Here is a 24627-nt window from a genome sequence, read left to right as displayed (position 1 = left end):
CTGGCCACGGCAGGCGTGCCGCTTCAGTGCTCGGCGCCGTCACCTGAGACGGCCACGCCGGGCTGGGTGAGGCGTTCGGGGTCGACGACCTTGTCGTAGAGGGCCTGGCTGACGCCGGACTTGAGAGCGGCCTCCTTGAGCGTGAGGTCCTCATCCAGCGCGCGGTGGGCGATCCGCGAGGCCTTGTCGTAGCCGATGACAGGGCTGAGCGCGGTCACCATCATGATGGACCGGTCGACGTCGTCCTTCAGCCTGGTGGTGTCGAGCCGGGCGCCCTCGATGAGGTAGATGCGGAAATGGTCCATCACGTCCGACAGGATCCGCACCGAGTGCAGGACGTTGTTGATGATGACCGGGCGGAAGGCGTTGAGCTCGAAGTTGCCCTCCGCGCCTGCCATCGATACCGCGCTGTCGTTGCCGACCACCTGGATGGCGACCATCAGCATCGCCTCCGCCTGGGTCGGATTGACCTTGCCCGGCATGATCGAGGACCCCGGTTCGTTGGACGGCAGGATCAGCTCGTGCAGGCCGGTGCGGGGCCCCGACCCCAGCCAGCGCATGTCGTTGGCGAACTTGAACAGCGACACCGCCAGGGTGCGCACCGCCGCCGAGACACGGACCAGCGCGTCGCACGAGGCCTGGGCGGCGAACTTGTTGGGCGCACTGACGAAGGGCTGCCCGGTGAGATCGGCGATCTCACCGGCGACCTCGTCCCCGAACCCCGGTGGCGCGTTCAGTCCGGTGCCGACCGCCGTGCCGCCGATCGCCAGCCGGTACAGCCCGGTGAGGGTGTGCTCCAGATGATCGGTGGCGTCCTGGAGTTGGGCGAGGTAGCCCGACCACTCCTGGCCGACGGTCAGCGGGGTGGCGTCCTCCAGGTGGGTGCGGCCGATCTTGACCACGTGCTCCCACTCGCGGCTCTTGTCCGCGGTGGCGTCGCGCAGCCGCTTCAGCGACGGCAGCAACCGGCTGTCGATCGCCTGCACCGCGGCGATGTGCATGGCGGTGACGAACGTGTCGTTGGACGACTGCCCCATGTTCACGTGGTCGTTGGGATGTACGGGGTCCTTGCTGCCGAGCCGGCCGCCGATGAGCTGGAGTGCCCGGTTGGAGATCACTTCGTTGACGTTCATATTTGACTGCGTGCCGGATCCGGTCTGCCAGACATACAGCGGGAACTCGCTGTTCAGGTCGCCGCCGATGACCTCGTCGGCGACCCGGCTGATCAGGTCGGCCTTCCACCGCGGCAGGCGGCCGGCCCGGCCGTTGACGATCGCCGCGGCCTTCTTGATGAAGCCGTAGGCGTGGTAGACGGCCTTCGGCATCCGGTCGTCGCCGATGTCGAAGTGGATCAGCGACCGCTGGGTCTGCGCGCCCCAGTAGTGGTCGGCCGGCACCTGGATCTCGCCGATCGAGTCGCTCTCGGTACGGGTGCCGGAGGCCTCCAGCCCGATCGGCAGATCCAGGATCCGCGGCGCGGCTTCGCGTTCCCGGTGCTGAACGGCCATTGTCATGCCCCCCGGACCGGCCGGTACTCAGGTTGCCACATCGCGTCCTGGACCTGCTGGATGGTCTCCTTCAGGTCGACGCGGGCCAGGTTCTCCTTGGCCGCCTGCTCGGCGACCGCGACCGCGACCGTGGCCGAGACCTCTCTGAGGTTGTCCACCTGGGGCAGCAGCGACGCGCCCGGGGCCGAGACATCCACCAGGCCGCCGACCGCCTCGGCGGCGGCCTGGAGCATGCCGTCGCTGACCCGCCGGGCTCGTGACACGACCGCGCCCAGCCCCAGCCCCGGGTACAGCAGGGCGTTGTTGGCCTGGGCGATGGCGTAGGTGACACCGTTGTGAGTGATGGGCGCGACCGGAATGCCGGTGGCGATCAGGGCACGGCCGTCGGTCCACCGGATCAGGTCGGCCGGCATCGCCTCGATCCGTTCGGTCGGGTTGGAGATGGGGAAGATGATCGGCCGGTCGACACCGGCGGCCATCGCCCGAACGATCTTCTCGGTGAAGGCGCCGTGCATGGTGGAGGTGCCGAGCAGCATGGTCGGCTTGACGCGGTCGACGACCTCGCCGAGGTCGATCTCGTCCCCCTCTCCGCTCCAGTCGGCGACCTCTGCGGCCGGCCGGGCATAGGGAACCTGGAAGTCGCGCAGGTCCGACATGTCGTCGATCAGCAGGCCCTGCTTGTCGACCGGCCAGATCCGGCGCGTGGCCGTCTGGCGGTCCAGGCCGTCGCGGACCATCGCGTCACGCAACTGGTCGGCGATCCCGATGCCGGCCGTACCGGCGCCGAAGATGACGATCCGCTGGTCACGCATCGGCGTACCGGAAACGCGGGCGGCGCCCATCATCGCCGCGAGCACGATCGCGCCGGTGCCCTGCATGTCGTCGTTGAAGGTGGGGATCTGGCCGGTGTACTTCTCCAGGATGCGCCGGGCATTGGACGGGCCGAAGTCCTCCCAGTGCAGCATCGCGTTGGGGAACAGGCGGGTGGCCGTCGAGACGTAGGCGTCGATGAAGTCGTCGTAGCGCCCTCCGCGCACCCGCGTGTGCCGGTTGCCGACGTAGAGGGGGTCGTTGAGCAACCCCTCGTTGTCTGTGCCGACATCAAGGGCGACGGGGATGACCCGGGCGGGATCGATCCCGGCGGCGGCGGTATAGACGGCCAGCTTGCCGGCGGCGATGCCGGCGCCGCCGCCCACTCCCCAGTCCCCGATGCCCAGGATCTCCTCCGCGTCGGAGGCGACGATCAGGTCGACGTCGTCGGGCCCCAGCCCGAGGTTCCGGAAAGCCTGCTCGATGCCGTCCACGTCGTCGACGGACAGGTATGCGCCCCGAGGCCGGCGGTACTCGTGGCTGTAGGTCTTGATCGCCTGCGCGACCGTCGGGTCATACACGATCGGCAGCATCTCCCGCAGGTGATCGGCCAGGAGCCGGTAGAAGAGCACTTCGTTGCGGTCCTGCAGCGCTGACAGGTAGACGTTCTTGAGCAGGTCGGTCGGTTGTGCGCGGTACTGGGTGTAGGCGCGGCGCGCCTGTTCGCCGAGTGTCTCGACCGCCGGTGGGATCAGTCCCTCCAGGCCCAGTTCCGTCCGCTCCTGCCCATTGAACGCCGCTCCCTTGTTCAGCAGTGAGTTGTTCAGTATTTCCAGACCGCGCAACGCGGTGACGTAGCCCCCGGCGGGGTTCTCCGTAAAGTCGCGGTGGGGGCTCTTCGACCGTTCGCTCTTGTCGGATTTCGTCGCCATCTCCATCTCCTGGCATCTCATGGCACAGTTCACGTGCCGCGCGGACCGCTTCTCAGAAGATCAGAAGACGGTCCGTCCCCGCAGGGCCTCCCCACTACGCGATCTGCGCACGCCAAAGGGGTGAAAAAGATGCATTTACTCGGATACGCCGATTTTTGTCGTTCGGTAACCGGCGTGCCGGGAGTTGAGACAGCCCGTCCCGCGGGCCGAACTAAATCGGAGTGGTCCCGGGGTTGGCTGGGACCACTCCCGGCTCCCCGCCGCATGGCGGCGGGGAGGGATTCAGCGGTTCAGCACTGGGCGGGCTTCAGCCAGGAGCACTCGACGTCGGCGGAGTCCTGCTGGACCTGGCGGAGCTGGACGTTCGCGACGTCGGCCGGTGCGGTCCGGCTGAACTGGGCGAGACGGATGGCGATCTTGTCCTCGATGTCCTTGGGGGAGCCGGACAGGAACTGGTTGAGCATCACGGAGAAGACCAGGGGCTCGTTGTCCGCGCTGGTCACGTAGCCGGACAGGGAGGTGACGCCGGTCAGCGATCCGGTCTTGCCGTGGACGTTCCCGGCGGCGGGGGTGCCGCGCATCCGGCTCCGCAGCGTGCCGCCCACCATCCGGTCGGGCTCTCCGGCGATCGGCAGCGAGCCGTACCAGGTGGAGAACCAGGGCTTGGAACGCAGCGCGATCAGCAGGCCCGTGATGCCGTCAGGGGTGAGGCCGTCCACCCGGGACAGGCCGGAGCCGTCCCGCATGCGCAGCGTCGGCATGCCGTTGGCCTTGCCGAAGGAGGTGACGGCGGCGAGCCCGGCGCTCCAGGTCCCCGCTCCGGAGACCTTGCGTCCGATCGCCTTGGTCAGGATCTCGGCGTGCATGTTGTTGCTGAGCTTCATGAACGGGATGAGCAGCTCGCTCAGCGGCATCGACTCGTGCGAGGCCACGGTGGCCGCCCCCGCCGGGGTGGCCTCGCGGCCCGTGGATCCCAGCACCCGCACGCCGTGCTTGGACAGGGCCTTGCGGAAGAGTGAGGCGGCGTATCCGGTGGGGTCGTCGACGGTGACCCAGTCGTCGTACTTCTCCGCGACGGTACCGGTGATCAGCACGGTGTTGGTGCTGTGCTGCCGCTCGATCGTCACATTGGTCTCGGCCCCGGTCGTCGCCCGGTTGTCGATCTTCAGATAGGTGGTCTCCGGGGTGGTGGAGACCGTGACGGGCTTGCCCGGGGCGTCACCTGGGGCGACCGAGACGATGGCGGTCCCGGCGTCGTAGTCGGTGTCGGGCGAGGCGGTCAGCGCGGAGATCTGCGCCGAGTAGTAGTACGGCTCGTCGTCCCAGGCCCAGTCGGTGCCCAGGGGCACCGAGTCGAACCAGGTGTCGTCGGCGACGAGCTTGCCCGTGACCACCTTGACCCCGGTGGCGGCCACCCGGGCGGCCAGCGCGTCGTAGTCGGCGCCGAGCATGGTCGGGTCTCCGGTGCCCCGCAGGTACAGGTTCCCGGTGAGGACCGAGCCGGCGCGCCGGCCGGTGGACAGCACGCTCGTGGTGAAGCGGTAGTCCAGGCCGAGGGCGTCGACCGCGGCTGCCGAGGTCACCAGCTTGGCGTTGGAGGCGGGGGTGAGGATCTTGTCCGGATCCTGGGCGTAGAGCTTCTCGCCGGAGGTGGCGCTCTTGACCACCACTCCCGTCCGGCCGGGGGCCAGCCGGGCGTCGCTGAGGATCTGGTCGATGTCCTTGACCAGGTCGGTGACGCCGGAGGTGGGTTCGAGCGCGCTCGCCGGGGCCGAGCCCCAGGCGAGACCGGCGAGGAGGAGGGCGGTTACAGAGATGGTGGTTCGTCGCGAGGGCCGCACGGTTTCTCCCTGTGCCTAGGTGTCTGCGGAGATCATGAGGAATCGCAGGCTTGGCGACAATACGGAAATATTCGTATCTTTCGGGCCTGCCGAGCGGTCGCTTGCTGCGATTGATATGCGCATGGTCACATCGGAGCCCGCTCCCGCCGGCTGCCGGCTCATGGGCCTGGTCATCGGGGGCGTGCTGCTGACGATGCGCTACACCCTGACCGCCGAGACGCTCAGATCAGCTGGGCAGTGATCACCAGGAACATGCAGTCTCCGAAGGAGAGGACGTCACCCGGACGGACCTTCGCCGGTCCGACCAGGCGCCAGTCGTTCAGCCGGGTGCCGTTGAGCGAGCCGAGGTCGACGACGATCCACCCGTCCTCGTCGCGCCGGAGCTCGGCGTGCACCCGTGACACGGTCAGGTCGGCCAGGACCAGGTCGCAGGCCGAACCGCGGCCGACCACGTAGCGGGTCCGGCTGTCCCCGGGCAGGGCGAGCCGGGGCAGCCGGGGACGCCGCCAGGCGGACTCCACCCGTTTGGTGAAGTCGGAGGCCGAGGAGACGATCTCGGTCACCACGCGGCGGAACCGGCCCCGGGGCGGCAGATCGGCGATCAGGTCGTCGAGCTCGCCCTGGCTGCGCGCGCGCAGCGCCATGTCGACGCGGCCGAGGAACGTGTCATGCGAGAGCCGGCCCTCCACGGCGCGGTCGCGGAGCTCGTTGATCGCACGATCGCGGTCCCCATCGGACGCGCGGGACGGGGGAGGGGGCGAGCTCATCCCCCGAGTATCTGCCCCCGGGGCAGAACCTGTCCAGAATATGCGGATCTCTTGCCGAGAGCATACTGCGTATGCATACTCAGTATCCATGGCGATCCGACAAGGGCTTCTCGCTCTGCTGAGTCAGGGGCCCCGCTACGGCTACCAGTTACGGGCCGAGTTCGAGGCGTCCACAGGGGCGACCTGGCCGCTCAACATCGGCCAGGTCTACACGACGCTCTCCCGCCTGGAACGTGACGGCCTGGTGGCCCCGGGCGAGCAGGACGAGCAGGGCCGGGTCGTCTACACGATCACCGAGGCCGGTCGGGCCGAGTTGGAGCGATGGTTTCGCACCCCCGTCGCCCAGGCCGACCGGCCCCGGGACGAACTGGTCATCAAGCTCGCGCTGGCGGTCACCGCGTCCGCGGACGTGCGGCCCGTCATCCAGGCCCAGCGCACCACGACCATGCGCACGCTGCAGGAGCTGACCCGCGCCAAGCGGGCGAACACGGACGGCCCCGCGCAACGGCTGGTGCTCGACTCGATGATCTTCCAGGCCGAGGCCGAACAGCGCTGGCTCGACCACTGCGAGGCCGTGCTCACGGCCTCCCCCCAGACGCAGGAGAAGCAACGATGAGTTTCGATCCGGTCGTACGGCTCGCGGACGTGAGCCGCGTGCACGGAGACGGGCCGCAGGCCGTACCGGCACTGCGGGAGGTGAGCCTGGACGTCGCCGCCGGAGAGCTGGTCGCGGTGATGGGCCCTTCGGGGTCGGGCAAGTCCACCCTGCTCAACCTCGCCGGCGGGCTGGACCGGCCCACCTCGGGTGAGGTCGTGGTGGAGGGCACACCGCTGTCGGGCATGTCGGCGGGGGAACTCGCCGGGCTCCGCCGCCGCCACGTCGGCTACGTCTTCCAGGACCTCAACCTGATCCCCTCGCTGACCGCCGCGGAGAACGTCATGCTCCCGCGCGAGCTGGACGGCGTCAGGACGGGGCAGGCGCGCCGCGAGGCGATGGACGCCCTCGGCGAGATCGGCCTGGCCGACGTCGCCGGCCGCTTCCCCGACGAGATCTCCGGCGGCCAGCGCCAGCGGGTCGCGATCGCCCGCGCCCTGGTCGGGGAGCGGCGGCTGATCCTGGCCGACGAGCCCACCGGCGCCCTCGACACCCCGACCGGCGACGACGTCCTCCAGCTCCTGCGCGCCCGCTGCGACGCGGGGGCCACCGTGCTGCTCGTCACCCACGAACCCCGCTACGCCGCCTGGGCCGACCGGGTGGTCTTCCTGCGCGACGGCGAGATCGCCGACTCCACCGCCGTCCCCCTGGAGAGCGCCCGATGAACGCTCTCCTCGCCGCGCTTCGGATCTCTCGCCGGGGGATCGGGCAGGCCAGAGCGCGCAGCGCGCTCATCATGGTCATGATCGGTCTGCCGGTGCTCCTGCTCACTGTCGGCGTGACATGGCAGGCCACCGGGGACGTCACCACCAGGGAGGGGCTGGACTGGAACATCGGCGCGGCCGACGCCCACGTCCAGGAGAGGGCCTCCAGCAAACCGGTGAGGCAGAGCGCCAACGGGTCTATCCGGATCGACGCGAGAGGCCGTGGTGTCCAGTACAGGAATCTGACGGAGCAGGAGGTCCTCACCCTCTTCGGACCGGGCAGCCGGGCTGTCCCTTTGCGCCTCGCCTGGACCGGTTACCAGGGGGCGAAGGGCTACCGGGAGCACGACTTCCGGGAGATCGACCTGCGCGACCCGATCACCAAGGGCATGTACAAGCTCCTGTCCGGGCGCCTGCCGCGGGCCGCGGGGGAGGTCGCGGCGAGTCCCGGCGCGGAGCTGCGGGAGGGAAGCACCGTCACGGTGAGTGGTACGGGCGCCGCCGTCACCGTGGTCGGCGTCGTCGAGCCCCAGCGCGATCCCGGACGTCCGGAGATCGTCGCGCTTCCGGGAACCGTGTTCGACGGGAGCAGGAAGGTCAGCACGAACTGGCTCATCGATACTCCCGCCCCCGTCTCCTGGCAGCGGGTTCGCGAGATGAACCGGCACGGCGTCGCGGTCCTCTCGCGAGAGGTGGTCGATGCTCCCCCCTCGGGGAACGGCCCGGAGGACCCCGTCCCCCAAGGGACGGTGGGCGGTTCCGACATCATGATGGTGGCCCTGGGCGCCGTCATCATCGGGCTGGAGGTCGTCCTTCTGGCCGGACCGGCGTTCGCCGTCGGCATCCGGCGCCGCCGGCGCGAGCTCGCGCTGATCGCCGCGCAGGGCGGTTCGCCCCGCCACCTGCGCGGCGTCGTCCTCGCCGACGGACTCACCCTCGGGTTCGCGGCCTCCCTGCTCGGAGCCGCGGGCGGGATCGGGATCGGCGCGGCCGTCACGCCGCTCGCCCTGCACGGCCCCTTCGAGGTGCCCGTCGGCCGGATCGCGATCGTCGTGCTCCTGGGGGTGGTGAGCGCCCTGCTCGCGGCGGTCGTCCCTGCGGTCCAGGCATCGAGGGCGGACGTGGCGGAGGTGCTGGCCGGTCGCCGGGGCCGGGCCAGGGAACGCCGGGGCCTGCCGGTGCTGGGCCTGGTGCTGCTGTCGGGAGCGATAGCGATCATCGTCATCGGCCCCGTCCTGCCGAGGTGGGGTATGGGCTTCGGGCTGTACCAGGTCAGCCTGCTGGCGGGCGCGGTGCTCGGGCAACTCGGGCTGGTCCTGCTGACGCCGTGGCTGGTCGGCGCCGCCGCGCGCCTGGCGACGCGGCTGCCGCTGCCGTTCCGGATGGCAGTCAGGGACGCCGCGCGTAACCGGGGCCGCACGGCCCCCGCCGTGGCCGCGGTGCTCGCCGCGACCGCGGTCTTCGCCGGCGTGGCGGTGGTGATTTCCAGTCAGAGCGCTCAGAGGGGGACGAGGTATGAGCCTCAGTATCTGATGGGGAGCACGGTCGTGACCTCCAACGGGTCTAACCCCGCGATCTGGCGCGAGATCAAACGAGCCACCGCCTCCGCCCTGCCAGGAGTGCCGCTGATCGAGGCGGGAGAGCTCGCCAAGCCCGGCTTCTCGCATGTCAATATCGTGGTTCAACCCGGCTGCACGAGAGATTGCCCGACACCCTTCGCGTGGTTCCGGGAGCCGCTCGTGGGCGGGGCCGACCTGGCCCGCTATTTCCTGCGCGGCCCCGACCCCGCTGCGGAGGCCGCCCTCGCGGCCGGCAAGGCGGTCGTGTTCGACCCGCGGGTGCTGCGCGACGGGATGCTTGTCTTCACGGCCGAGCTGCAGAAGCGCACCTCGCACTCGGTGCCCGCCGTCGTCCGGCGCCCTCAGGGTGAGCCGCTGGTGAGCGCGATACTGCCCGTCTCGCTGGCGGCCAGGCTTGGCCTCACCGTCGGGTACGACACTCTCATCGCCGATCCGGCCGCGCCGCGTGTGACGCCGGAGCAGGAGACGCGGCTGGACGCCGCCGTGCGGACCCTCAGCCGCTCGGCCTATGTCAGGACCGAGCGGGGTTTCCAGGACGGCAGCGCCACGATGCTGCTCGCCCTCGCCCTCGGTGCGGCCGTCCTGGTTCTCGGAGGAACGTTCGCCGCGACCGGGCTGGCCGCGGCGGAGGGCCGCCCCGACAGGGCCACTCTGGCGGCTGTGGGGGCGACGGGCCGCGTCCAGCGTCTCCTCGTCGCGGGTCAGGCCGCGTTCGTCTCCGGTCTGGGTGTGGCGGGAGGGATGCTCATCGGGCTGGTCTTCGGCGTGGTGGGCTACCTCAGCATGTTCTCCGGAGGTCGGGTCGAGGGAGTGTGGGTGAACAGTGGGCCGGTCGGCTCGTTCGCCTCCGAGGTCGACGTGCCGTGGCTCGCGCTGGCGAGTGTGCTGGTCGGCCTGCCTCTGCTTGCGGCGCTGATGGCGGCGCTGTGCGTCCGGACGAAAGTGCTGCTCACCCGCCGCCGCACCTGATCTCGGTTCACGGCCCCGCGAGGAAGCGGTGAGCCCGCCGGCAGCCTCCCCGAACGCAGGAGACACAACAATGAGTTTCGACCTGCCCACCTCTGGTTCCACCTCCACCCCGGAGAGCGTCCGATGAGCGCCCTCCTCGCAGCGCTGCGCATCTCCCGGCGCGGAATCGGGCGAGCCAGGGCGCGCAGCGCGCTCAGCCGTGGGATCGGCCTGCCGTTGGCGGCGGCACTGATCGCGATGGCGTTCGCCAGGACCAGGACCACGCTGACCCGCCGGATGGGGTAGGCGAAGCTTCCGGCCGGGCGACGGCGAGGGTACGCCGGGCCGGGCGGGAGAGCTGGTAGGTGTGGTGGTGTCCCAGTTCACGGCAGCTAGCGAGACGATGGCCGACAGCACCGAACATCTCAGATCCCCCAGGCGCTCGGGCATGCTGGGCCGGATCCGGCGGCGCGAGCCGTCCGAGAGGCTGCTGTTCGGCGCCGTCTACGGCACCGTTCTGGCCAGCAGCTTGGCAGCCGCCCTGGACCAGGCCCCTGCCAATCCCGGATACGACGCGTTGTGGGTGCTGATCTCCGGGCTGGTGGCGGCCGTCGCCCACGGGTACGCGCACGCGCTCGCCCACCACACCGTGACCGGCGACAAGCCCCTTGTTCACGCGGCGCGCTCGGTGCTGACCGAGTGGCCGCTGGTGGCGGCCACCCTGCCGACCGCGGGCGTGCTCCTCGTGGCCCACGCGGGGTGGTGGAATCCGTACACCGCCGTCAGCGTCGTCCTGGTGTTCAACGCGGTCACGCTGTTCGGCTGGGGGATATGGGCCACCAGGGCCTCCGGCGGCTCCTGGCCGGCCGCCTGGAAGGTGGGGTGCGTCGACATGCTGCTGGGCCTGGCCATCGTCGTCGCGAACACCTTGATCAAATAAGCCCGGGGTCGTCGTCCGGCGGACGACGACCCCGGGCCGGTGATGTCCTCAGTCGGTGACGTCGGCACAGACCACGTGGGCGCCCAGCTCGACCATCCGCTGCTCGCTGTGCGCGTCGGCGACCCGGGCCATCAGGATCGGCGCCTCGCTGGAGGCGAGCTGCGGCAGCCGGGCGCGCACCCCGCGGTGGATGTCCCTGACCACGTCCTCGGCCGCCGACATGTGCACCTTGACGTGCAGCATGATGCCCGGGGCGCCGGAGGAGGTCCGGGACTCGGAGATCCACACGTGGTGGACGAGCGGGTAGTCGGCGAGCAGGTGCGAGATCGCGACGCGCAGCGCGGGCAGGATCGGGTGCTCGCACCGCCGGTAGCCGGGGTCCACCATCTGCATCGGCCCCGACAGATGGGGCCGGGGCGAGGGGATCCACGGCTGGGCGGGCGCCGCCGGCACCGAGTTCCGCCGAGCCACCGGGGCCGGGTCCGGGGTCCTCGGGGGGCGCGCCACGGGGGGAGCCGGGGGACGCGCCACCGGGGGGGCCGGGGAGCGCGAGACCGTGGCCATGGCCCCGGTCGCGTACGCCGTCGGAGTCGTGCTCGACAGCGCCGGCGTGGGGCCGGTGCGGGTCGAGCGCAGATAGCGCTGGAGATCCTCGATGGGCACGGCGGCGGCCGCCGGGCCCGCGGCGTCGATCACGATTTCCCGCACACCGGTGACGCGCTGGATGTCGAGGATGGTGTCGGCGTCGCAGGCCGACAACGAGTGGCTGCCACGGTGCCGTGCGTAGGTGCTCGCCGAGGTGTATCCGAGCAGCACCCGATCACCGCTCTGCGTCGTGCCCAGCACGACGGAGCGATCCGGTCGCACGGCAACCAGGAGTCCCCAGTCGGCAAGTGCCGCCAGCAGCCGGTGCGGGCCGTCATGCTGCGCGAGCGCGTCGCCGAGAGCGGGGTTCCCGATGCTCATATGAGGAACGATAGGTAGGGGACCACGGCTTATGAGGGTAATCGTGAAGTTTTCTCCGGATCAATACCAAGTTGAATTTTCTACGTATGAAATGTGACTGGGGCGGGTAACCGTCTCGGATCGCGGGACACTCGTGAACGCGTTCACAAGCGCCGATAGACTACGTGAGGTCCGTGCAGCAGCCTCCACGTCTCAAAGGATCCAGCCTGTGAACAAGCCCGTCGTACTGGTCGCAGAGGAACTCTCCGAAGCCGGTCTCGCGGTCCTGGGCGCGGACTTCGAAGTCCGCCACGCCGATGGCGCCGACCGCGCCCAGTTCCTGCCCGCTCTCGCCGATGTGGACGCGCTCATCGTGCGCAGCGCCACGCAGGTGGACGCCGAGGCCATCGCCGCCGCGCCGAAGCTCCGGGTCGTCGCCCGCGCCGGCGTCGGCCTGGACAACGTGGACGTGGAGGCCGCCACCAAGGCCGGCGTCATGGTCGTCAACGCGCCCACCTCCAACATCACCAGCGCCGCCGAGCACACCGTCGCGCTGATCCTCGCCTCCGCGCGCAACGTCGCCCAGGCGCACTCCGCGCTCAAGGGCGGCGAGTGGAAGCGCTCGAAGTACACCGGCGTCGAGCTCGACGAGAAGGTCGTCGCCATCCTCGGCCTCGGCAAGATCGGGCAGCTGGTCGCCCAGCGCCTGCAGCCGTTCGGCGTCGAGCTGATCGCCTACGACCCCTACCTGCAGCCGGCCCGCGCCGCGCAGATGGGCGTCCGCCTGGTGTCGCTGGAGGAGGCCCTGCGTGAGGCCGACTTCATCACCGTTCACCTGCCCAAGTCCAAAGAGACCATCGGGCTCATCGGCGACAGGGAGCTCCACACGGTCAAGCCGTCGGTGCGCCTGATCAACGTCGCCCGCGGCGGCATCATCGACGAGAACGCGCTCTACTCGGCGATCAAGGAAGGCCGCGTCGCCGGCGCCGGCATCGACGTCTTCCCCAAGGAGCCCGTCACCGACAGCCCGCTGTTCGAGCTGGACCAGGTCGTCGTCACCCCGCACCTGGGCGCCTCCACCCACGAGGCCCAGGAGAAGGCCGGCACCCAGGTCGCGCGGAGCGTGAAGCTCGCCCTCGCCGGCGAGTTCGTGCCGGACGCGGTCAACGTCCAGGGCGGCGCCGTCGCCGAGGAGGTCAAGCCCGGCCTGCCGCTGGCCGAGAAGCTCGGCCGGGTCTTCACCGCACTCGCCGGCGAGGTCGCCACCAGGCTCGACGTCGAGGTCCGCGGCGAGATCGCCTCCCAGGACGTCCGCGTGCTGGAGCTGGCCGCGCTCAAGGGCATTTTCACCGACGTGGTCGAGGACTCCGTCACCTATGTCAACGCCCCGCTCCTGGCCAAGGACCGCGGCGTGACCGTCGAGCTGGTCACCAGCTCCGACAGCCCCGACTGGCGAAACGTCGTCACCGTCCGCGGTGTCCTCGCCGACGGCCGTACGGTCTCGGTCTCCGGCACCCTGTCGGGCCCGCGCCAGATCACGAAGATCGTCGAGGTCAACGGCTACCAGATGGAGATCGAGCCGACCGACCACCTGTCGTTCTTCACCTACACCGACCGCCCCGGCATCGTCGGCGTCGTCGGCCGCATCCTCGGCGACCACAGCATCAACATCGCCTCGATGCAGGTGGCCCGCGACGCCAAGGGCGGCAAGGCCCTCATCGCGCTGACCGTCGACACCGGCATCCCGGCCAACGTGATCGACCAGATCGGCGCCGAGATCGGCGCCGACAGCGGCCGCTCGGTCGACCTGGCCGACTAGGTCCCGCTCCGTACGGCTGCCGCCCGCAGGCTGGGGCGGCAGCCGTACGGCATCTCAGCATGTGAGAAATACGTACGGTGGGCGAGACCGTATGTCCGTGAGCGGGTACCGTGGTGGGAAATGCGCCAGGTTCTCGTACTCATTACCTGCCGCGGCGGGGTCTGACAGGACAGGCCGGCGGCCCGCCGCGGTGTTACGGCGCTCGCCGGTTCCGCGCCTCGTCGCCGGTCCGCGACCCGGATCCGCGACATCCAGGCCCGGTCGGGCTCCGACCGGAGTCCGGGCCATCTCCCTGCTCGCATGCGACCGAGATGAGAATCGCCATGTACGACATGTATCCCTGGAACCGTCCCGAAGAGACCGAGGACGAGGCCGCCGACGCCCTCCAGACCGCTCTGGACCGCCGCGACAACGGGGGCGTTCCCACCCGATGACCCTCAGGAGGGGGGCTTCCCGCCCGTGACCCGGCGGGACGGTGGTGGCACCTGTGGCCCCGGGAGGCTCCCCTCTCCCTGAAAAGCACCCCTCCGAGAACGAGTCCTCGCCCCGGGGCCACAGGGCTGTTACCTGGCAGACCTCAGCGGCAGGTCGCACGTGGGGGGCGACTCGGCCGGAGACAGGGTCTGCCAGAGTTCGACTTCGACGTGCTGCATGAGATCGCGTAGTTCGTCGGCGGTCCCGGCTTCGACGATCCGGACCCGTCGCGGGTCGCGGCATTCGAACGCGGTGAAGCACCGCCGCCACGGCCGCCACATGACAAGCCAGCCCGGCGCGTCCGCCTGGACCTTGGCGGCCGCTTCTATCTTCTCGGTGTCATACCCGGCAGTCATGGGGGACCGGGATCCGGTGGGCCGTCTCGGGTGATCCCGTCCTGGGACGGATCCGTCAGGGAAAAGGGGAGCGAGGGCACACTAGCGACGTTAGATAGCCGGTGTGCCCGCAGCAACGATGTTGCGTTATGTTGCGCGAAACTCGCCCGTCACGGTCCGCAGCACCTCGCGGGCGGCCTGGCCGTACACCGCGACGGTGTGCAGCGCCTCGAACGCCTTCTCGTATACGGCGACGTCCGAAGGCGCCTTGTGCTGGATCTGGCCGGGCACCGTGTCGACGCGCACCCGGGCGGCATCGTAGATCCAGAAGTTCTCCGGCGGCATCATCGACGGCTTCGCCCTTGCCGGAATGATGCCGAATGACAGGTTCGCGACGCCGTCCGTCAGTTCGGTGAGCCGGTCCAGCTGGGCGGCCATCTCCGCCGGCCCGACCAGCGGTGTGCGGAGCGCCTGCTCACCGACGATGAACGCGAACCGCTTGGTGCCGTCGCGCAGCACGCCCTGCTGCCGTAGCCGCGCGGCCACCGCGGCGTCGATGTCGTCCGGGATGTTCCGGAAGTCGATGACGGTCCGTAGATGTCCCCGCGCGTACCCGGAGGTCTGGAGCAGGCCGGGGATCGCGGAGTGCTGCCACACGCGGAACCGGCGGGTCTTCTCGTACAGGGGCTGGAACGAACGCTGCACGCGCCCGAGTCCCGTCTCCTCCAGACGTCGCCACTCCGTGTACATGGCGTCGATGTTCTGGGCCGCCGCGATCAGGTCGACCACCTGCTCATCGGCGCTGCACGCCTTGCACCACGCCCGGATGTCGGTCTGGTTCGGCATCTGAACGGCGTTCTCGATCTTGGATATCTTCGTGTGGTCCATGCCGGTCCGCGCGGCCAGTGCCCGCCCGGTCAGGCCGGCGTCCGAGCGGAGCGCGCGCAGGCGCGCCGCGAGGATGCCTTTTGCCTCGTCGATGCGTGTGGAGGTTGCCATCGAGCCACTCCGTCGCTGTCGGAGGGTGTTGGCTGCGACAGTACGCCCGAAGTTGTGAAATATCTCAGTATGTTGCGAATCATTGCGCCATATCGACTGGCGGCGTGACGCAACGACCCGCCTCCGAGGCCTTTCCACCACGGTCCGCGACGCATCCATGACGGGACCGGCGGCATGGCGCGGACCCGGGCCCGCGCCATGCCGCCGCCGGTCAGCCGCCGGAGACCGCCTCCGCGACGATCCCGCCGATCCGTTCGACGGTGCTGAAGTCACCGGCGGAGGAGATGTTCTTGGTCAGCGCGAAGGTCGTCCCGGTCGCGGTGTCGGCGTATGCGGCGGTTCCGCCACTGCCCGACATCCCGAATCCGGCCGGAGAGTGCTCCGCGGTCGGCCAGGGGAGGCTGACGTCGTATCCCAACGCCCGGGTGACCGGGCCCCCGAAGAGCTCGTCGACACCGGTGACCGCCACGGCGGTGATCTCGCGCAGCCGTTCCGGGGAGACCAGCCGCACGCCGTCCACCTCGCCCAGCAGCGCGGCGTACATCCGGGCCACGGCACGGGCGGACATGGTGCCTCCCGCCGGGATGTCGGTGGTGAGCATGTCCGCCCGGTTGCCGAAGGCCGCGTCGGGAAGCACCGCCAGGGGACCAGCCGTGTAACCGTGGACGACCCTGAAGAAGGGGATCTCCGCGAGCATCTCGGGGGACATCTCGACGTCGCTCGGCGCGTCCTCCAGCCGGGCCAGTCTGCCCAGTTCGGATTCCGGGACGCCGAAGAAGAGCTCGTCGGCGACCCCCAGGGGGCCGGCCACCTCCTCGCGGAGGATCTGCGAGATGGGCCTGCCGGTGGCCCGGCGGACGATCTCACCGATGATCCACCCGAACGTCTGCGCGTGGTAGCCGGTTCTGGTGCCCGGCTCCCACCAGGGGGCGGCGTCGGCGATCAGCGCGCACATCCGGTCCCAGTCGCGGAAGTCCTCCGGCGTGACGTCGACGGGCAGGCCCGGCACGCCGGTCGAGTGGGTCAGGGCGTGCCGCACGGTCGCGGCCTCCTTGCCGTGGGCGCCGAACTCCGGCCACAGCTCGGCGATCGGGGTGTCGTAGCTCAGGGCGCCGCGCTCGGCGAGCACGTGCACCACGGTCGCGGTCACCCCCTTGCCGGTCGAGGTGCTGTAGAACGGGGTGCCGGAGGTGACCGGACGCCCGGTCCCCGGGTCGGCCACGCCCGCCACGGCGTCGACGGCCAGCTCACCGTGCCGGTACACGGCGACCTGCACGCCCCTCTCGGCTCCGGACTCGACCAGCTGGTCAACGGCTTCCTGGACGTGCTTCTGCAGATCGCTCACAGGGGTTTCCTTCCCGAAGGCGGATCGCCGGGCGGCGCGGCCCGGACGGCTCCTCGATGGTCGGAGCACCGGGCCGCGGGAGCGCCGGACGTGTCCGTCGCGCCGTCGCAGCCCGTCAGGTGCTCACCATTGAGACGGCGGAGCCGCGGGAAAGGAATCGCCGCCGTCCGTCACAGCGCGGGCGGCAGGCCGAACGCCGGGAACAGCCCGTGACCGTAGGTCGTGATCTCCGCCACCAGGTCGCCCTCGACCCGCAGAACCGCGAGCCAGGAAGGCAGGTAGGCGGGCTCTCCCGGCCGCCGGAGGTAGGCCGCGGCCGCAGGCTGCCGGTTCGCCCAAGTGGGCAGGAGCCGCCAGTCGCCCCATGCCTCTGGACCGATCATGGCGGGTGTCCAGGCCGCGACGATCGCCTCGCGCCCTGCCAGCCAGATCGGCGCCGGCGGCATCGTCTGCCAGGCGTCCTCGCGGAGCAGCGCGGCCAGGATGGAGGGATCGGCCTGCTCGACGGCGTCGATGTAGCGCTGAAGCAGCGCGCGTTCGGCACCGCTGGGGTCGGCCGACGGCGCCCACTCCAGCCGGCGCGGGGGCAGGTGCTCCCTCATCACCGGCCGGGCCCGCTGCAGCGTGCTCTTGACCGAGGCGACGCTCACCTCCAGCAGCGCCGCGGTCTCCGGTGCCGACCAGCCGAGCACGTCGCGCAGGATCAGCACCGCCCGCTGCCTGGGCGGCAGATGCTGGATGGCGGCCAGGAACGCCAGCTCGATCGTCTCCTTGGCGATCAGCGCGGTGGCCGGTCCTGCGTCGTCCGGGGTGATCGGATCCAGCAGCCGGTCGGGGTAGGGCTGCAGCCACGAGACCTCGGCCGGGGGCACGGCCATGGCCGGATCGGCCATCATCGGCTCCTGGCGCGGTCGCGGGTGGCGGGGGAAGCGGTCGAGGAAGTCGAGACAGGCGTTCGTCGCGATCCGGTACAGCCACGCGCGGAACGTGGATCGGCCCTGAAAGCCCTCCCGTCCGCGCCACGCGCGCAGGAACGTCTCCTGCACCAGATCCTCCGACTCCTCGAACGAGCCGAGCATCCGGTAGCAGTGCACCCGCAGCTCATGCCGGTGGTGTTCGACGAGTTCGGTGAACGACGACTCATCGGCCGTCCGCGCCGTGGCCGCGAGCGAGTCCTCCTCGCCCCTGATCGGTGGGGTCTCCGCACTGACCATGATCACCCTTCCCCTCGTGTGCCGGTCCGCCCGCCGTGGCCGGCGGCCGTCGCGACCGTGGACAGGCGGAAAAGCTATCGCGACCGGCCGACAGCGCGTCCCGGGGAGAAGGGCCCGACGAGAGGGGGATGAGACGCCAGGACACCCTGGCGCCGGCGCCAGGGCCGGGGCAGGTGCCGCGGGCCGGGCCGGCCCGCGGCACCTCAGCTGCTCAGGAGGTGGCCTGGAGCATCGTGGGAGCGGGGGCGGCGGCGAGCTTGGCCTGCTCGATGGAGAGCTTGACACCCTTGCGGTCGGGGCGGACGGCGCCGGCGAAGCTGCTGCGGCGCCAGGAGGTGAGCTTCTCCTCCTTGACCACGTCCCCGGTCTGCGGGGCGTGGACCATGTAGCCGGGCCTGCTGATCATGCCGACATGGCCGAGGCCGTGGAAGAAGATCAGGTCACCGGGCCTGAGGTCCTTCCAGGCGACCTTCTTGTGGAACTCCGCGTACTGGTCGTAGGTCACGCGGGGCAGCTTGATCCCGGCGGCACCGTAGGCGCGGAGCATCAGGCCGGAGCAGTCGAAGCCGCCGTTGCCGGTGCCGCCCCAGACGTACGGCGTGCCGCGCTTGGACATGGCCCACTTCACGGCCTTCTTCCAGGCGGGTACCGGAGCCTTGGCGGCGAGGGCCGCCTTCAGCTTGGGGCCGGTGAGCGTCGGGACCTCGGCGGCGGGCGTGGGGGAGGTGGGAGCCGGGGCTTCGGCGGCGGGGGGAGTGGGGGTGGGAGAGGGGGTGGGGGTGTCCGCCAGGGCGAGGGAGGGGGTCGCGAGCACGGCGGCGCCGGCGACGAGCAGGGGCAGGACGCGGGGATAGATCTTGCCGGACAAGATGGTTCCTTCCATAAGGCCGGCCGGGTTAGCTGTCGGGCTCGGGCGTGGAGGCCGCCCTACGGCGCGAGAAGCGCTGATTCGCCCCAAGGGATCCCGTGCAGGCGGCCCGGGACATGGCTCCGACTGACGGAGCGAAACGTCCTGGACGGCCGTGGATCCCGGAAGTGGTTCCCCGGCTCCGCTCAGGCCGAAAAGGGGGAACGGCCTGCACGGATTAGGCATCGGTTCGAATGCAGAGGACCATAACGAAACTTCACGAAAGGGTCAAGACTGCACAAAACTGGACAAAACGATCAGGGGTGTCCAGGGGTGCGAAACGTCCGATGGGTGAGATCAGTGTTCGATTACCGAGACGGGCCGGTAAGGTGCCTGCATGGACGCGCGTAACATTCGCCTGGCAGTCATCCCCGGAGACGGGATCGGAGTCGAGGTCGTCACCGAGGGTCTGAAGGTCCTCGAAGCGGTCGGCGCGAAGGTGGAGACCACCACTTACGATCTTGGCGCCAAGCGCTACCACAAGACCGGTGAGATCCTTTCCGAGACGGTCCTGGACGAGCTGCGGGGATACGACGCGATCCTGCTCGGCGCGATCGGCGACCCCAGCGTGCCCCCCGGCATCCTGGAGCGCGACCTGCTGCTCAAGATCCGCTTCGAGCTCGACCACTACGTCAATCTCCGCCCGGTCAAGCTCTTCCCCGGGGTCGAGTCCCCGCTGGGCAAGGCCCGCCCCGAGGACGTCGACATGATCGTCGTCCGCGAGGGCACCGAGGGACCGTATGCCGGGGCCGGCGGCGTGCTGCGCCGGGGCACGCCGCACGAGATCGCCACCCAGGAGTCGGTGAACACCGCGTTCGGCGTCGAGCGGGTCGTCCGCTACGCCTTCGACAAGGCGCTCGGCAGGACGCGCAGGAAGCTGACGCTGGTCCACAAGACCAACGTGCTCGCCTACGCCGGTGACCTCTGGGCCCGCACATTCGACCGGGTCAGCCTGGAGTATCCCGACGTCGAGACCGACTACTGCCACGTCGACGCGGCCTCGATGTTCTTCGTCAGCCAGCCGGAGCGGTTCGACGTGATCGTCACCGACAACCTGTTCGGCGACATCCTCACCGACATCGGCGCCGCCATCGCCGGGGGCATCGGCCTGGCGGCCAGCGGCAACGTCAACCCCGACCGCACCGCGCCGAGCATGTTCGAGCCCGTCCACGGCAGCGCCCCCGACATCGCGGGCCAGGGCAAGGCCGACCCGACCGCGACCATCCTGTCCGTCGCCATGCTCCTGGACCACCTCGGTCTGTCCGGCGAGGCCGCCCGGGTCGAGCAGGCGGTGGCCGAGGACCTGGTCGAGCGGCTGGCCGGCTGGGCCGGGCGGACCACCCACGAGATCGGCGACGACATCACCGCCCGAGTAGCCGGCTGAGAGAGCCGCCTTCTTTCACCTCAGACGCGCCTGGCGGCTCACGAGCCGCCAGGCGCGTCTTCGTCTGTCCCGGCACTGCCGGTATGCGACATCAATGCAGTAGTTTCCCGTTACCCGGTCCATTGCAGAATGGACCCAAGGGCAGACCGCCACAAAGAGAAGGATCTCCGTCATGACCACCGCTCAGAAGCTCAGCTTCGACGTGCAGCTCTCCGACCACGCGCGCACCGCAGCCGAGCGCGAGCAGGTATTGGCGAGCCCCGGATTCGGGCAGACCTTCACCGATCACATGATCTCGATCGACTACACCGAAGGTGAGGGCTGGCGCGACGCACGGCTCATGCCGTACGGCCCGCTGACCCTGGACCCGGCGACCGCGGTCTTCCACTACGCCCAGGAGTTCTTCGAGGGTCTGAAGGCCTACCGCCAGGAGAGCGGCGCGATCGCGTCCTTCCGGCCGTACGCCAACGCCGCCCGCTTCAACCTGTCGGCGGCGCGGATGGCCATGCCGGAGCTGCCTGAGGAGACGTTCGTCGAGTCGCTGGAGCTCCTCGTCCAGACCGATCGCGAGTGGGTCCCCACCACCCCGGGCCACAGCCTCTATCTCCGCCCCTTCATGATCGCTACGCAGCCCGCGCTGGGGGTCAACTACCCCTCCAGGAACTACCGCTACATGGTGATCGCCTCCCCGGCGGCCGCCTACTTCGGAGGGGGCAACGCCGTCTCGGTCTGGCTGTCCACCGAATACACCCGGGCCGCGCCCGGTGGCACCGGCTTCGCCAAGTGCGGCGGCAACTACGCGGCCGCCTTCGTGGCCCAGCGCCAGGCCGTCGAGCAGGGCTGCGACCAGGTGGTCTGGCTCGACGCGGGCGAGCACCGCTACGTCGAGGAGATGGGCGGGATGAACCTGTTCTTCGTCTACGGCGACCGCCTGCTCACCCCGGCCCTCACCGGCACGCTCCTGCCCGGCATCACCCGCGACTCGATCCTCACCCTCGCCTCCGACCTGGGCCTGACCGCCGAGGAGGGACGCCTGTCGATCGAGGAGTGGCAGGCGGGCTGCGAGTCCGGCGAGCTCACCGAGGTCTTCGCCTGCGGCACGGCGGCGGTCGTGACCCCCGTCGGCTCGGTCAAGGGCGCCGACCGCGCCTGGACGGTCGGCGACGGCAGCCAGGGCCCCGTCACCGCCCGGATCCGCGAGGAGCTGGTCGGCATCCAGTATGGTTCCCGCCCCGACGCGCACAGCTGGGTCCACAAGATCTGCTGACCCGCACATGAGGGAAGCCCGGCCTCCCACCCGGCCGGGCCTCCCTGTGCGTACGGCCTACTCCTCGATCAGCTTGCCGGTGTCGATCGTGAGATTCCACGGTGCCGGGAGATCGAGGGGGTCACCGAGTTTCACGAGGGTCTCGTGGGCGTAGCCGGTCTCGCTCGGTCTGCTGAGCAATCTCACCTGGTTCTTGAACGCGTCGATCACCAGATACAACGGAACATCCGCTGCGGCGCAGTTTCTCGGCTTGACGACGTGGTCGGGTTTGTAGCGGTCTTTCTGGACGCCGAGGAAGAGTTTGAGATCCCATACCGGCAGCCACTCCCGTTCCGTCATCGAGGGGATGAGTTGGAGGAGGAGCCAGTAGATGACCTTGGCGTGGTCGAAGGTGGCCGACTCTCTCACCACGATCCGACCGTTGATGATCTCGACCTTGCGGCCCGGCCACCGGTCACACTCGTCCTGGTAGCGCTGGTCGAGTTCTTCTCGATCTGACATGTGCTTCGCCTCGCGACGGTGCAGAGTCTTGGGCATGGCTCCGTCATCCCCTCCAGGCGGGTGGGCGCAACGTGTTTGACACGCAACTAAAAGTAATCGTAAAGATTCCCGCCCGCCCGGCGTTCGGGGAAGTTCTCGTCAGTGCTTTCGAATCATGGTGAGCCCGTCGGCGATGGGCAGGATCAGTGAGGTCACCCGGCCGTCGGCCATGACCATGTCGTTGAACTCGCGGATGGCCCGGGTGCTGTCGTCGCCGGCGGTGGGGTCGGCGACGCGCCCGCTCCACAGGGTGTTGTCGACGAGGATCAGGCCGCCCGGGGCGAGGCGGGGCAGCAAGGCCTCGTAGTAGACGGGATAGCCGATCTTGTCGGCGTCGATGAACGCCAGGTCCACGGTCTGCTCGGGAGGGAGTTCCTTCAGGCGTTCGGCGGCGGGGCCGACCCGCAACTCGATGCGGTCGGCGACCCCCGCCTTCTCCCAGTAGCGCCGGGCGATCGCCGTCCACTCCTCGCTGACGTCGAAGCAGCTCAGCCTGCCGCCGGGGGCCAGTCCCCGGGCGATGCAGATGGAGGAGTAGCCGGTGAAGGTGCCCACCTCCACCACGTTCCTCGCGCGGCCGAGCTGGGTGATCATGGTCAGGAACCGCCCCTGGTCGGGGGAGATCTGCATGCCCGCGCTCTCGCCGGTGGCCTCGCGGGTCTCCAGGGCGAGCGCGTCGAGGACGTTGTCGGGCGGGGTGGTGTGTGCGATGAGGTACTGCCCGATGGCCGGGTCGAGATAAGTCGCCTTCATGCCCGCCATTCTCCTCGCCGATCGCCGGCCCGGGGCGGGAATCCGCCCCCGTGTCGGCGGCCGGGAGGGGCGGCCCGCCGTCGTGCCGGCGGGCCGTACATCTCGGATCCTGAGATCGATGTGTCAAATGCTGTCTGCGTGTGGCAGACTCCGAAGCATCATGTTCTACGGTCTGCTCATTATCGGCAGGCGCGCTGGCTGAAAAGGGACACCGCCAGCGCGCAGACCTCTCACGTCCGTGAGGGGTTTTTTTGTTTCTCAGAGCCGGATGAGCGCGCGGCGAATCATCGAACCCGCGAAGGAGACTGACATGGCCGACGACCGCTTCCACGTGTACGACACCACGCTGCGTGACGGTGCCCAGCAGGAGGGCCTCAACCTCACGGTGGCGGACAAGCTGGCCGTCGCACGCCACCTGGACGGCCTCGGCGTCGGTTTCATCGAGGGTGGCTGGCCCGGCGCCAATCCGAAGGACACCGAGTTCTTCAGACGGGCTCAAACAGAGCTCGACCTGAAGCATGCGCAGCTCGCCGCGTTCGGCGCGACCCGCCGAGCCGGAGTGAAGGCAGCCGACGACCCGTTGGTGGCCGCCCTGCGCGAATCCGGCGCGCCGGTCGTGACCCTTGTCGCCAAGAGCCACGACCGGCACGTGGAGCTGGCCCTCCGCACGACTCTCCGGGAGAACCTCGCGATGATCCGCGACACGGTCTCCCACCTCCGCGCGGAGGGACAGCGGGTCTTCCTCGACGCCGAGCACTTCTTCGACGGCTACACGTCCAATCCAGCCTACGCGCTGGAGGTCCTGCGCACCGCCGCCGAAGCGGGCGCCTCGGTCATCGCCCTGTGCGACACCAACGGCGGCATGCTCCCCGACGAGCTGGCCGAGGTCGTCCACGCGGCCGTGCAGACCTCCGCCCGGGTCGGCATCCACTGCCACGACGACACCGGCTGCGCGGTGGCCAACACCCTGGCCGCGGTCAAGGCGGGCGCCACCCACGTGCAGGGCTGCGCCAACGGGTACGGCGAGCGGTCCGGCAACGCCAACCTGTTCACCGTCGTGGCCAACCTCCAGCTCAAGCGGGGCTTCGACCTCGTCCCGCGGGAGGCGCTGGCCGACATGACCCGGATCGCGCACGCGATCACCGAGGTCACCAACGTCACCCCGAACTCCCACGCCCCCTACGTGGGCGTCTCCGCCTTCGCGCACAAGGCGGGGCTGCACGCCAGTGCCATCAAGGTGGATCCCAACCTCTACCAGCACATCGACCCGGCCGAGGTCGGCAACGACATGCGCATGCTCGTCTCCGACATGGCCGGCCGCGCCTCCGTCGAGCTCAAGGGCCGCGAGCTGGGCTACGAGCTGTCTTCGGAGATGTCGCGCGAGCTGGTGGACAGGGTCAAGGACCTGGAGTCCCGGGGCCACACCTTCGAGGCGGCCGACGCCTCCTTCGAACTGCTGCTGCGCGACACCGTTGCGGGCGAGCGCCGGCGCCACTTCGAGGTGGAGTCCTGGCGGGTGATCGTCGAGCGCACCCGCGACGGCGAGCTGGTCAGCGAGGCCACCGTCAAGCTGCACGCCAAGGGCGAGCGCATCGTGGCCACCGGCGAGGGAAACGGCCCGGTCAACGCCCTGGACAGGGCCGTCCGGCTGGGACTGGAGAAGCTCTACCCCGAGCTCGCGGAGGTCGAGCTGATCGACTTCAAGGTGCGGATCCTGGAGGGCGCCCACGGCACCGACGCGGTCACCCGGGTGCTCCTCACCTCCAGCGACGCGACCGGCGAGTGGGCCACCGTCGGCGTCGACGAGAACATCATCGAGGCCTCCTGGCAGGCCCTTGAGCAGGCCGTCACCTACGGCCTGCTCAAGGCGGGCCACCCCGCGGGCTGATCCGGTCCTCGCGGCATACGGCCCGGCCGTACGCCGCGAGGCTCCTGAAGGCCGGGCCGTACCCCGCTCGAA

General features: G+C 69.9%; 22 protein-coding genes and 1 riboswitch. Of the genes, 10 read left to right on the top strand and 12 right to left on the bottom strand.

The genetic code is table 11. The features are described 5' to 3' along the window. Positions 1-23 precede the first annotated feature (23 nt). The 4 genes from fumC to FHR32_RS06635 form a co-directional block, all read right to left on the bottom strand. Entirely contained in the window at positions 24-1508 is a 1485-nt protein-coding gene (gene fumC, locus FHR32_RS06650) for a class II fumarate hydratase (protein WP_184753487.1), read from the bottom strand. Between the two features lie 2 nt (positions 1509-1510). After that, positions 1511-3250, bottom strand: coding sequence for an NAD-dependent malic enzyme (locus tag FHR32_RS06645; protein WP_184753486.1), 1740 nt, complete (start codon positions 3248-3250; stop codon positions 1511-1513). 290 nt (positions 3251-3540) lie between these two features. Further along, entirely contained in the window at positions 3541-5091 is a 1551-nt protein-coding gene (gene dacB, locus FHR32_RS06640; RefSeq protein ID WP_184753485.1) for a D-alanyl-D-alanine carboxypeptidase/D-alanyl-D-alanine endopeptidase, read from the bottom strand. A 221-nt stretch (positions 5092-5312) separates the two neighbouring features. Continuing rightward, on the bottom strand, positions 5313-5858 hold the full coding sequence (locus tag FHR32_RS06635; RefSeq protein ID WP_184753484.1) for an FHA domain-containing protein: 546 nt from the start codon (positions 5856-5858) through the stop codon (positions 5313-5315). An 88-nt stretch (positions 5859-5946) separates the two neighbouring features. Here FHR32_RS06635 and FHR32_RS06630 point away from each other — a divergent pair, with 88 nt between their 5' ends. The 5 genes from FHR32_RS06630 (at position 5947) to FHR32_RS06610 (ending at position 10685) form a co-directional block, all read left to right on the top strand. Continuing rightward, positions 5947-6474 (top strand): PadR family transcriptional regulator, encoded by a 528-nt coding sequence (locus FHR32_RS06630; RefSeq protein WP_184753483.1) that lies wholly within the window; start codon positions 5947-5949, stop codon positions 6472-6474. After that, on the top strand, positions 6471-7178 hold the full coding sequence (locus tag FHR32_RS06625; RefSeq protein WP_184753482.1) for an ABC transporter ATP-binding protein: 708 nt from the start codon (positions 6471-6473) through the stop codon (positions 7176-7178). The genes FHR32_RS06630 and FHR32_RS06625 overlap by 4 nt, the downstream gene beginning before the upstream one ends. Then, positions 7175-9766, top strand: a complete 2592-nt coding sequence (locus tag FHR32_RS06620; RefSeq protein WP_184753481.1) for an FtsX-like permease family protein — start codon at positions 7175-7177, stop codon at positions 9764-9766. The genes FHR32_RS06625 and FHR32_RS06620 overlap by 4 nt, the downstream gene beginning before the upstream one ends. 123 nt (positions 9767-9889) lie before the next feature. Next, positions 9890-10051, top strand: a complete 162-nt coding sequence (locus tag FHR32_RS06615) for a hypothetical protein (RefSeq protein ID WP_184753480.1) — start codon at positions 9890-9892, stop codon at positions 10049-10051. A 142-nt stretch (positions 10052-10193) separates the two neighbouring features. Continuing rightward, the gene (locus FHR32_RS06610) at positions 10194-10685 is read left to right on the top strand and encodes an HAD family hydrolase (protein ID WP_184753479.1); all 492 of its coding nucleotides are present in this window, start codon (positions 10194-10196) and stop codon (positions 10683-10685) included. A gap of 48 nt (positions 10686-10733) precedes the next feature. Here FHR32_RS06610 and FHR32_RS06605 read toward each other — a convergent pair whose 3' ends face one another. Further along, entirely contained in the window at positions 10734-11651 is a 918-nt protein-coding gene (locus FHR32_RS06605) for a hypothetical protein (RefSeq protein ID WP_184753478.1), read from the bottom strand. A gap of 208 nt (positions 11652-11859) precedes the next feature. On the opposite strand from FHR32_RS06605, the gene serA reads away from it, so the two are divergent. Next, entirely contained in the window at positions 11860-13449 is a 1590-nt protein-coding gene (gene serA / locus FHR32_RS06600) for a phosphoglycerate dehydrogenase (protein WP_184753477.1), read from the top strand. A gap of 311 nt (positions 13450-13760) precedes the next feature. Beyond that, a complete protein-coding gene (locus tag FHR32_RS45785) occupies positions 13761-13883 on the top strand; it encodes a hypothetical protein (RefSeq protein WP_281390841.1) in 123 nt (40 codons plus the stop codon). 129 nt (positions 13884-14012) lie between these two features. Here the strand turns inward: FHR32_RS45785 and FHR32_RS06595 are convergent, their stop codons facing one another. The 5 genes from FHR32_RS06595 to FHR32_RS06575 form a co-directional block, all read right to left on the bottom strand. Then, a complete protein-coding gene (locus tag FHR32_RS06595; RefSeq protein WP_184753476.1) occupies positions 14013-14279 on the bottom strand; it encodes a hypothetical protein in 267 nt (88 codons plus the stop codon). Positions 14280-14405: 126 nt separating this feature from the next. Then, complete coding sequence (locus tag FHR32_RS06590; protein ID WP_184753475.1) at positions 14406-15257, bottom strand: helix-turn-helix domain-containing protein; 852 nt, start codon at positions 15255-15257, stop codon at positions 14406-14408. Positions 15258-15468: 211 nt separating this feature from the next. Next, positions 15469-16602 (bottom strand): serine hydrolase domain-containing protein, encoded by a 1134-nt coding sequence (locus FHR32_RS06585; RefSeq protein WP_184753474.1) that lies wholly within the window; start codon positions 16600-16602, stop codon positions 15469-15471. Positions 16603-16772: 170 nt separating this feature from the next. After that, positions 16773-17816 carry a sigma-70 family RNA polymerase sigma factor gene (locus tag FHR32_RS06580; protein ID WP_184756390.1) on the bottom strand — a complete coding sequence of 348 codons (1044 nt, stop codon included), beginning with the start codon at positions 17814-17816 and terminating at the stop codon, positions 16773-16775. 211 nt (positions 17817-18027) lie between these two features. Continuing rightward, a complete protein-coding gene (locus FHR32_RS06575; protein ID WP_184753473.1) occupies positions 18028-18684 on the bottom strand; it encodes a C40 family peptidase in 657 nt (218 codons plus the stop codon). A gap of 2 nt (positions 18685-18686) precedes the next feature. Beyond that, positions 18687-18918, bottom strand: a riboswitch (cyclic di-AMP (ydaO/yuaA leader). Between the two features lie 142 nt (positions 18919-19060). On the opposite strand from FHR32_RS06575, the gene FHR32_RS06570 reads away from it, so the two are divergent. Together FHR32_RS06570 and FHR32_RS06565 are read left to right on the top strand one after the other, a co-directional pair. After that, positions 19061-20107 (top strand): 3-isopropylmalate dehydrogenase, encoded by a 1047-nt coding sequence (locus tag FHR32_RS06570; RefSeq protein ID WP_184753472.1) that lies wholly within the window; start codon positions 19061-19063, stop codon positions 20105-20107. A 172-nt stretch (positions 20108-20279) separates the two neighbouring features. Then, positions 20280-21374 carry a branched-chain amino acid aminotransferase gene (locus FHR32_RS06565; RefSeq protein WP_184753471.1) on the top strand — a complete coding sequence of 365 codons (1095 nt, stop codon included), beginning with the start codon at positions 20280-20282 and terminating at the stop codon, positions 21372-21374. Between the two features lie 57 nt (positions 21375-21431). On the opposite strand, the gene FHR32_RS06560 is transcribed toward FHR32_RS06565, so the two are convergent. Both FHR32_RS06560 and FHR32_RS06555 read right to left on the bottom strand, forming a co-directional pair. Beyond that, a complete protein-coding gene (locus FHR32_RS06560) occupies positions 21432-21875 on the bottom strand; it encodes a PDDEXK family nuclease (protein WP_184753470.1) in 444 nt (147 codons plus the stop codon). A 138-nt stretch (positions 21876-22013) separates the two neighbouring features. Next, on the bottom strand, positions 22014-22667 hold the full coding sequence (locus tag FHR32_RS06555; protein WP_184753469.1) for an O-methyltransferase: 654 nt from the start codon (positions 22665-22667) through the stop codon (positions 22014-22016). Positions 22668-22977: 310 nt separating this feature from the next. Between FHR32_RS06555 and cimA the strand changes: the two genes are divergently transcribed. Beyond that, complete coding sequence (gene cimA / locus FHR32_RS06550; RefSeq protein ID WP_184753468.1) at positions 22978-24555, top strand: citramalate synthase; 1578 nt, start codon at positions 22978-22980, stop codon at positions 24553-24555. The last annotated feature ends 72 nt before the right edge of the window (positions 24556-24627 follow it).

The organism is Streptosporangium album (assembly GCF_014203795.1).
Classification (GTDB): Bacteria; Actinomycetota; Actinomycetes; order Streptosporangiales; family Streptosporangiaceae; genus Streptosporangium; species Streptosporangium album.
Note: the sequence above shows the minus strand (reverse complement) of the source record. Positions and strands in the feature narration are given on the sequence as shown.

What these genes read in the sequence shown, in the direction of transcription:
- FHR32_RS06610 (WP_184753479.1), top strand. Translation starts at nt 10,194, where the DNA reads ATGCTGGGCCGGATCCGGCGGCGCGAGCCGTCCGAGAGGCTGCTGTTC.
- FHR32_RS06595 (WP_184753476.1), bottom strand. Translation starts at nt 14,279, where the DNA reads ATGACTGCCGGGTATGACACCGAGAAGATAGAAGCGGCCGCCAAGGTC.
- FHR32_RS06560 (WP_184753470.1), bottom strand. Translation starts at nt 21,875, where the DNA reads ATGTCAGATCGAGAAGAACTCGACCAGCGCTACCAGGACGAGTGTGAC.
- FHR32_RS06635 (WP_184753484.1), bottom strand. Translation starts at nt 5,858, where the DNA reads ATGAGCTCGCCCCCTCCCCCGTCCCGCGCGTCCGATGGGGACCGCGAT.
- FHR32_RS06580 (WP_184756390.1), bottom strand. Translation starts at nt 17,816, where the DNA reads ATGGTCAGTGCGGAGACCCCACCGATCAGGGGCGAGGAGGACTCGCTC.
- FHR32_RS06555 (WP_184753469.1), bottom strand. Translation starts at nt 22,667, where the DNA reads ATGAAGGCGACTTATCTCGACCCGGCCATCGGGCAGTACCTCATCGCA.
- FHR32_RS06615 (WP_184753480.1), top strand. Translation starts at nt 9,890, where the DNA reads ATGAGCGCCCTCCTCGCAGCGCTGCGCATCTCCCGGCGCGGAATCGGG.
- FHR32_RS06630 (WP_184753483.1), top strand. Translation starts at nt 5,947, where the DNA reads ATGGCGATCCGACAAGGGCTTCTCGCTCTGCTGAGTCAGGGGCCCCGC.
- FHR32_RS06605 (WP_184753478.1), bottom strand. Translation starts at nt 11,651, where the DNA reads ATGAGCATCGGGAACCCCGCTCTCGGCGACGCGCTCGCGCAGCATGAC.
- FHR32_RS06645 (WP_184753486.1), bottom strand. Translation starts at nt 3,250, where the DNA reads ATGGCGACGAAATCCGACAAGAGCGAACGGTCGAAGAGCCCCCACCGC.
- cimA (WP_184753468.1), top strand. Translation starts at nt 22,978, where the DNA reads ATGGCCGACGACCGCTTCCACGTGTACGACACCACGCTGCGTGACGGT.
- FHR32_RS06625 (WP_184753482.1), top strand. Translation starts at nt 6,471, where the DNA reads ATGAGTTTCGATCCGGTCGTACGGCTCGCGGACGTGAGCCGCGTGCAC.
- FHR32_RS06620 (WP_184753481.1), top strand. Translation starts at nt 7,175, where the DNA reads ATGAACGCTCTCCTCGCCGCGCTTCGGATCTCTCGCCGGGGGATCGGG.
- FHR32_RS06590 (WP_184753475.1), bottom strand. Translation starts at nt 15,257, where the DNA reads ATGGCAACCTCCACACGCATCGACGAGGCAAAAGGCATCCTCGCGGCG.
- FHR32_RS06570 (WP_184753472.1), top strand. Translation starts at nt 19,061, where the DNA reads ATGGACGCGCGTAACATTCGCCTGGCAGTCATCCCCGGAGACGGGATC.
- fumC (WP_184753487.1), bottom strand. Translation starts at nt 1,508, where the DNA reads ATGGCCGTTCAGCACCGGGAACGCGAAGCCGCGCCGCGGATCCTGGAT.
- FHR32_RS06565 (WP_184753471.1), top strand. Translation starts at nt 20,280, where the DNA reads ATGACCACCGCTCAGAAGCTCAGCTTCGACGTGCAGCTCTCCGACCAC.
- FHR32_RS45785 (WP_281390841.1), top strand. Translation starts at nt 13,761, where the DNA reads ATGAGAATCGCCATGTACGACATGTATCCCTGGAACCGTCCCGAAGAG.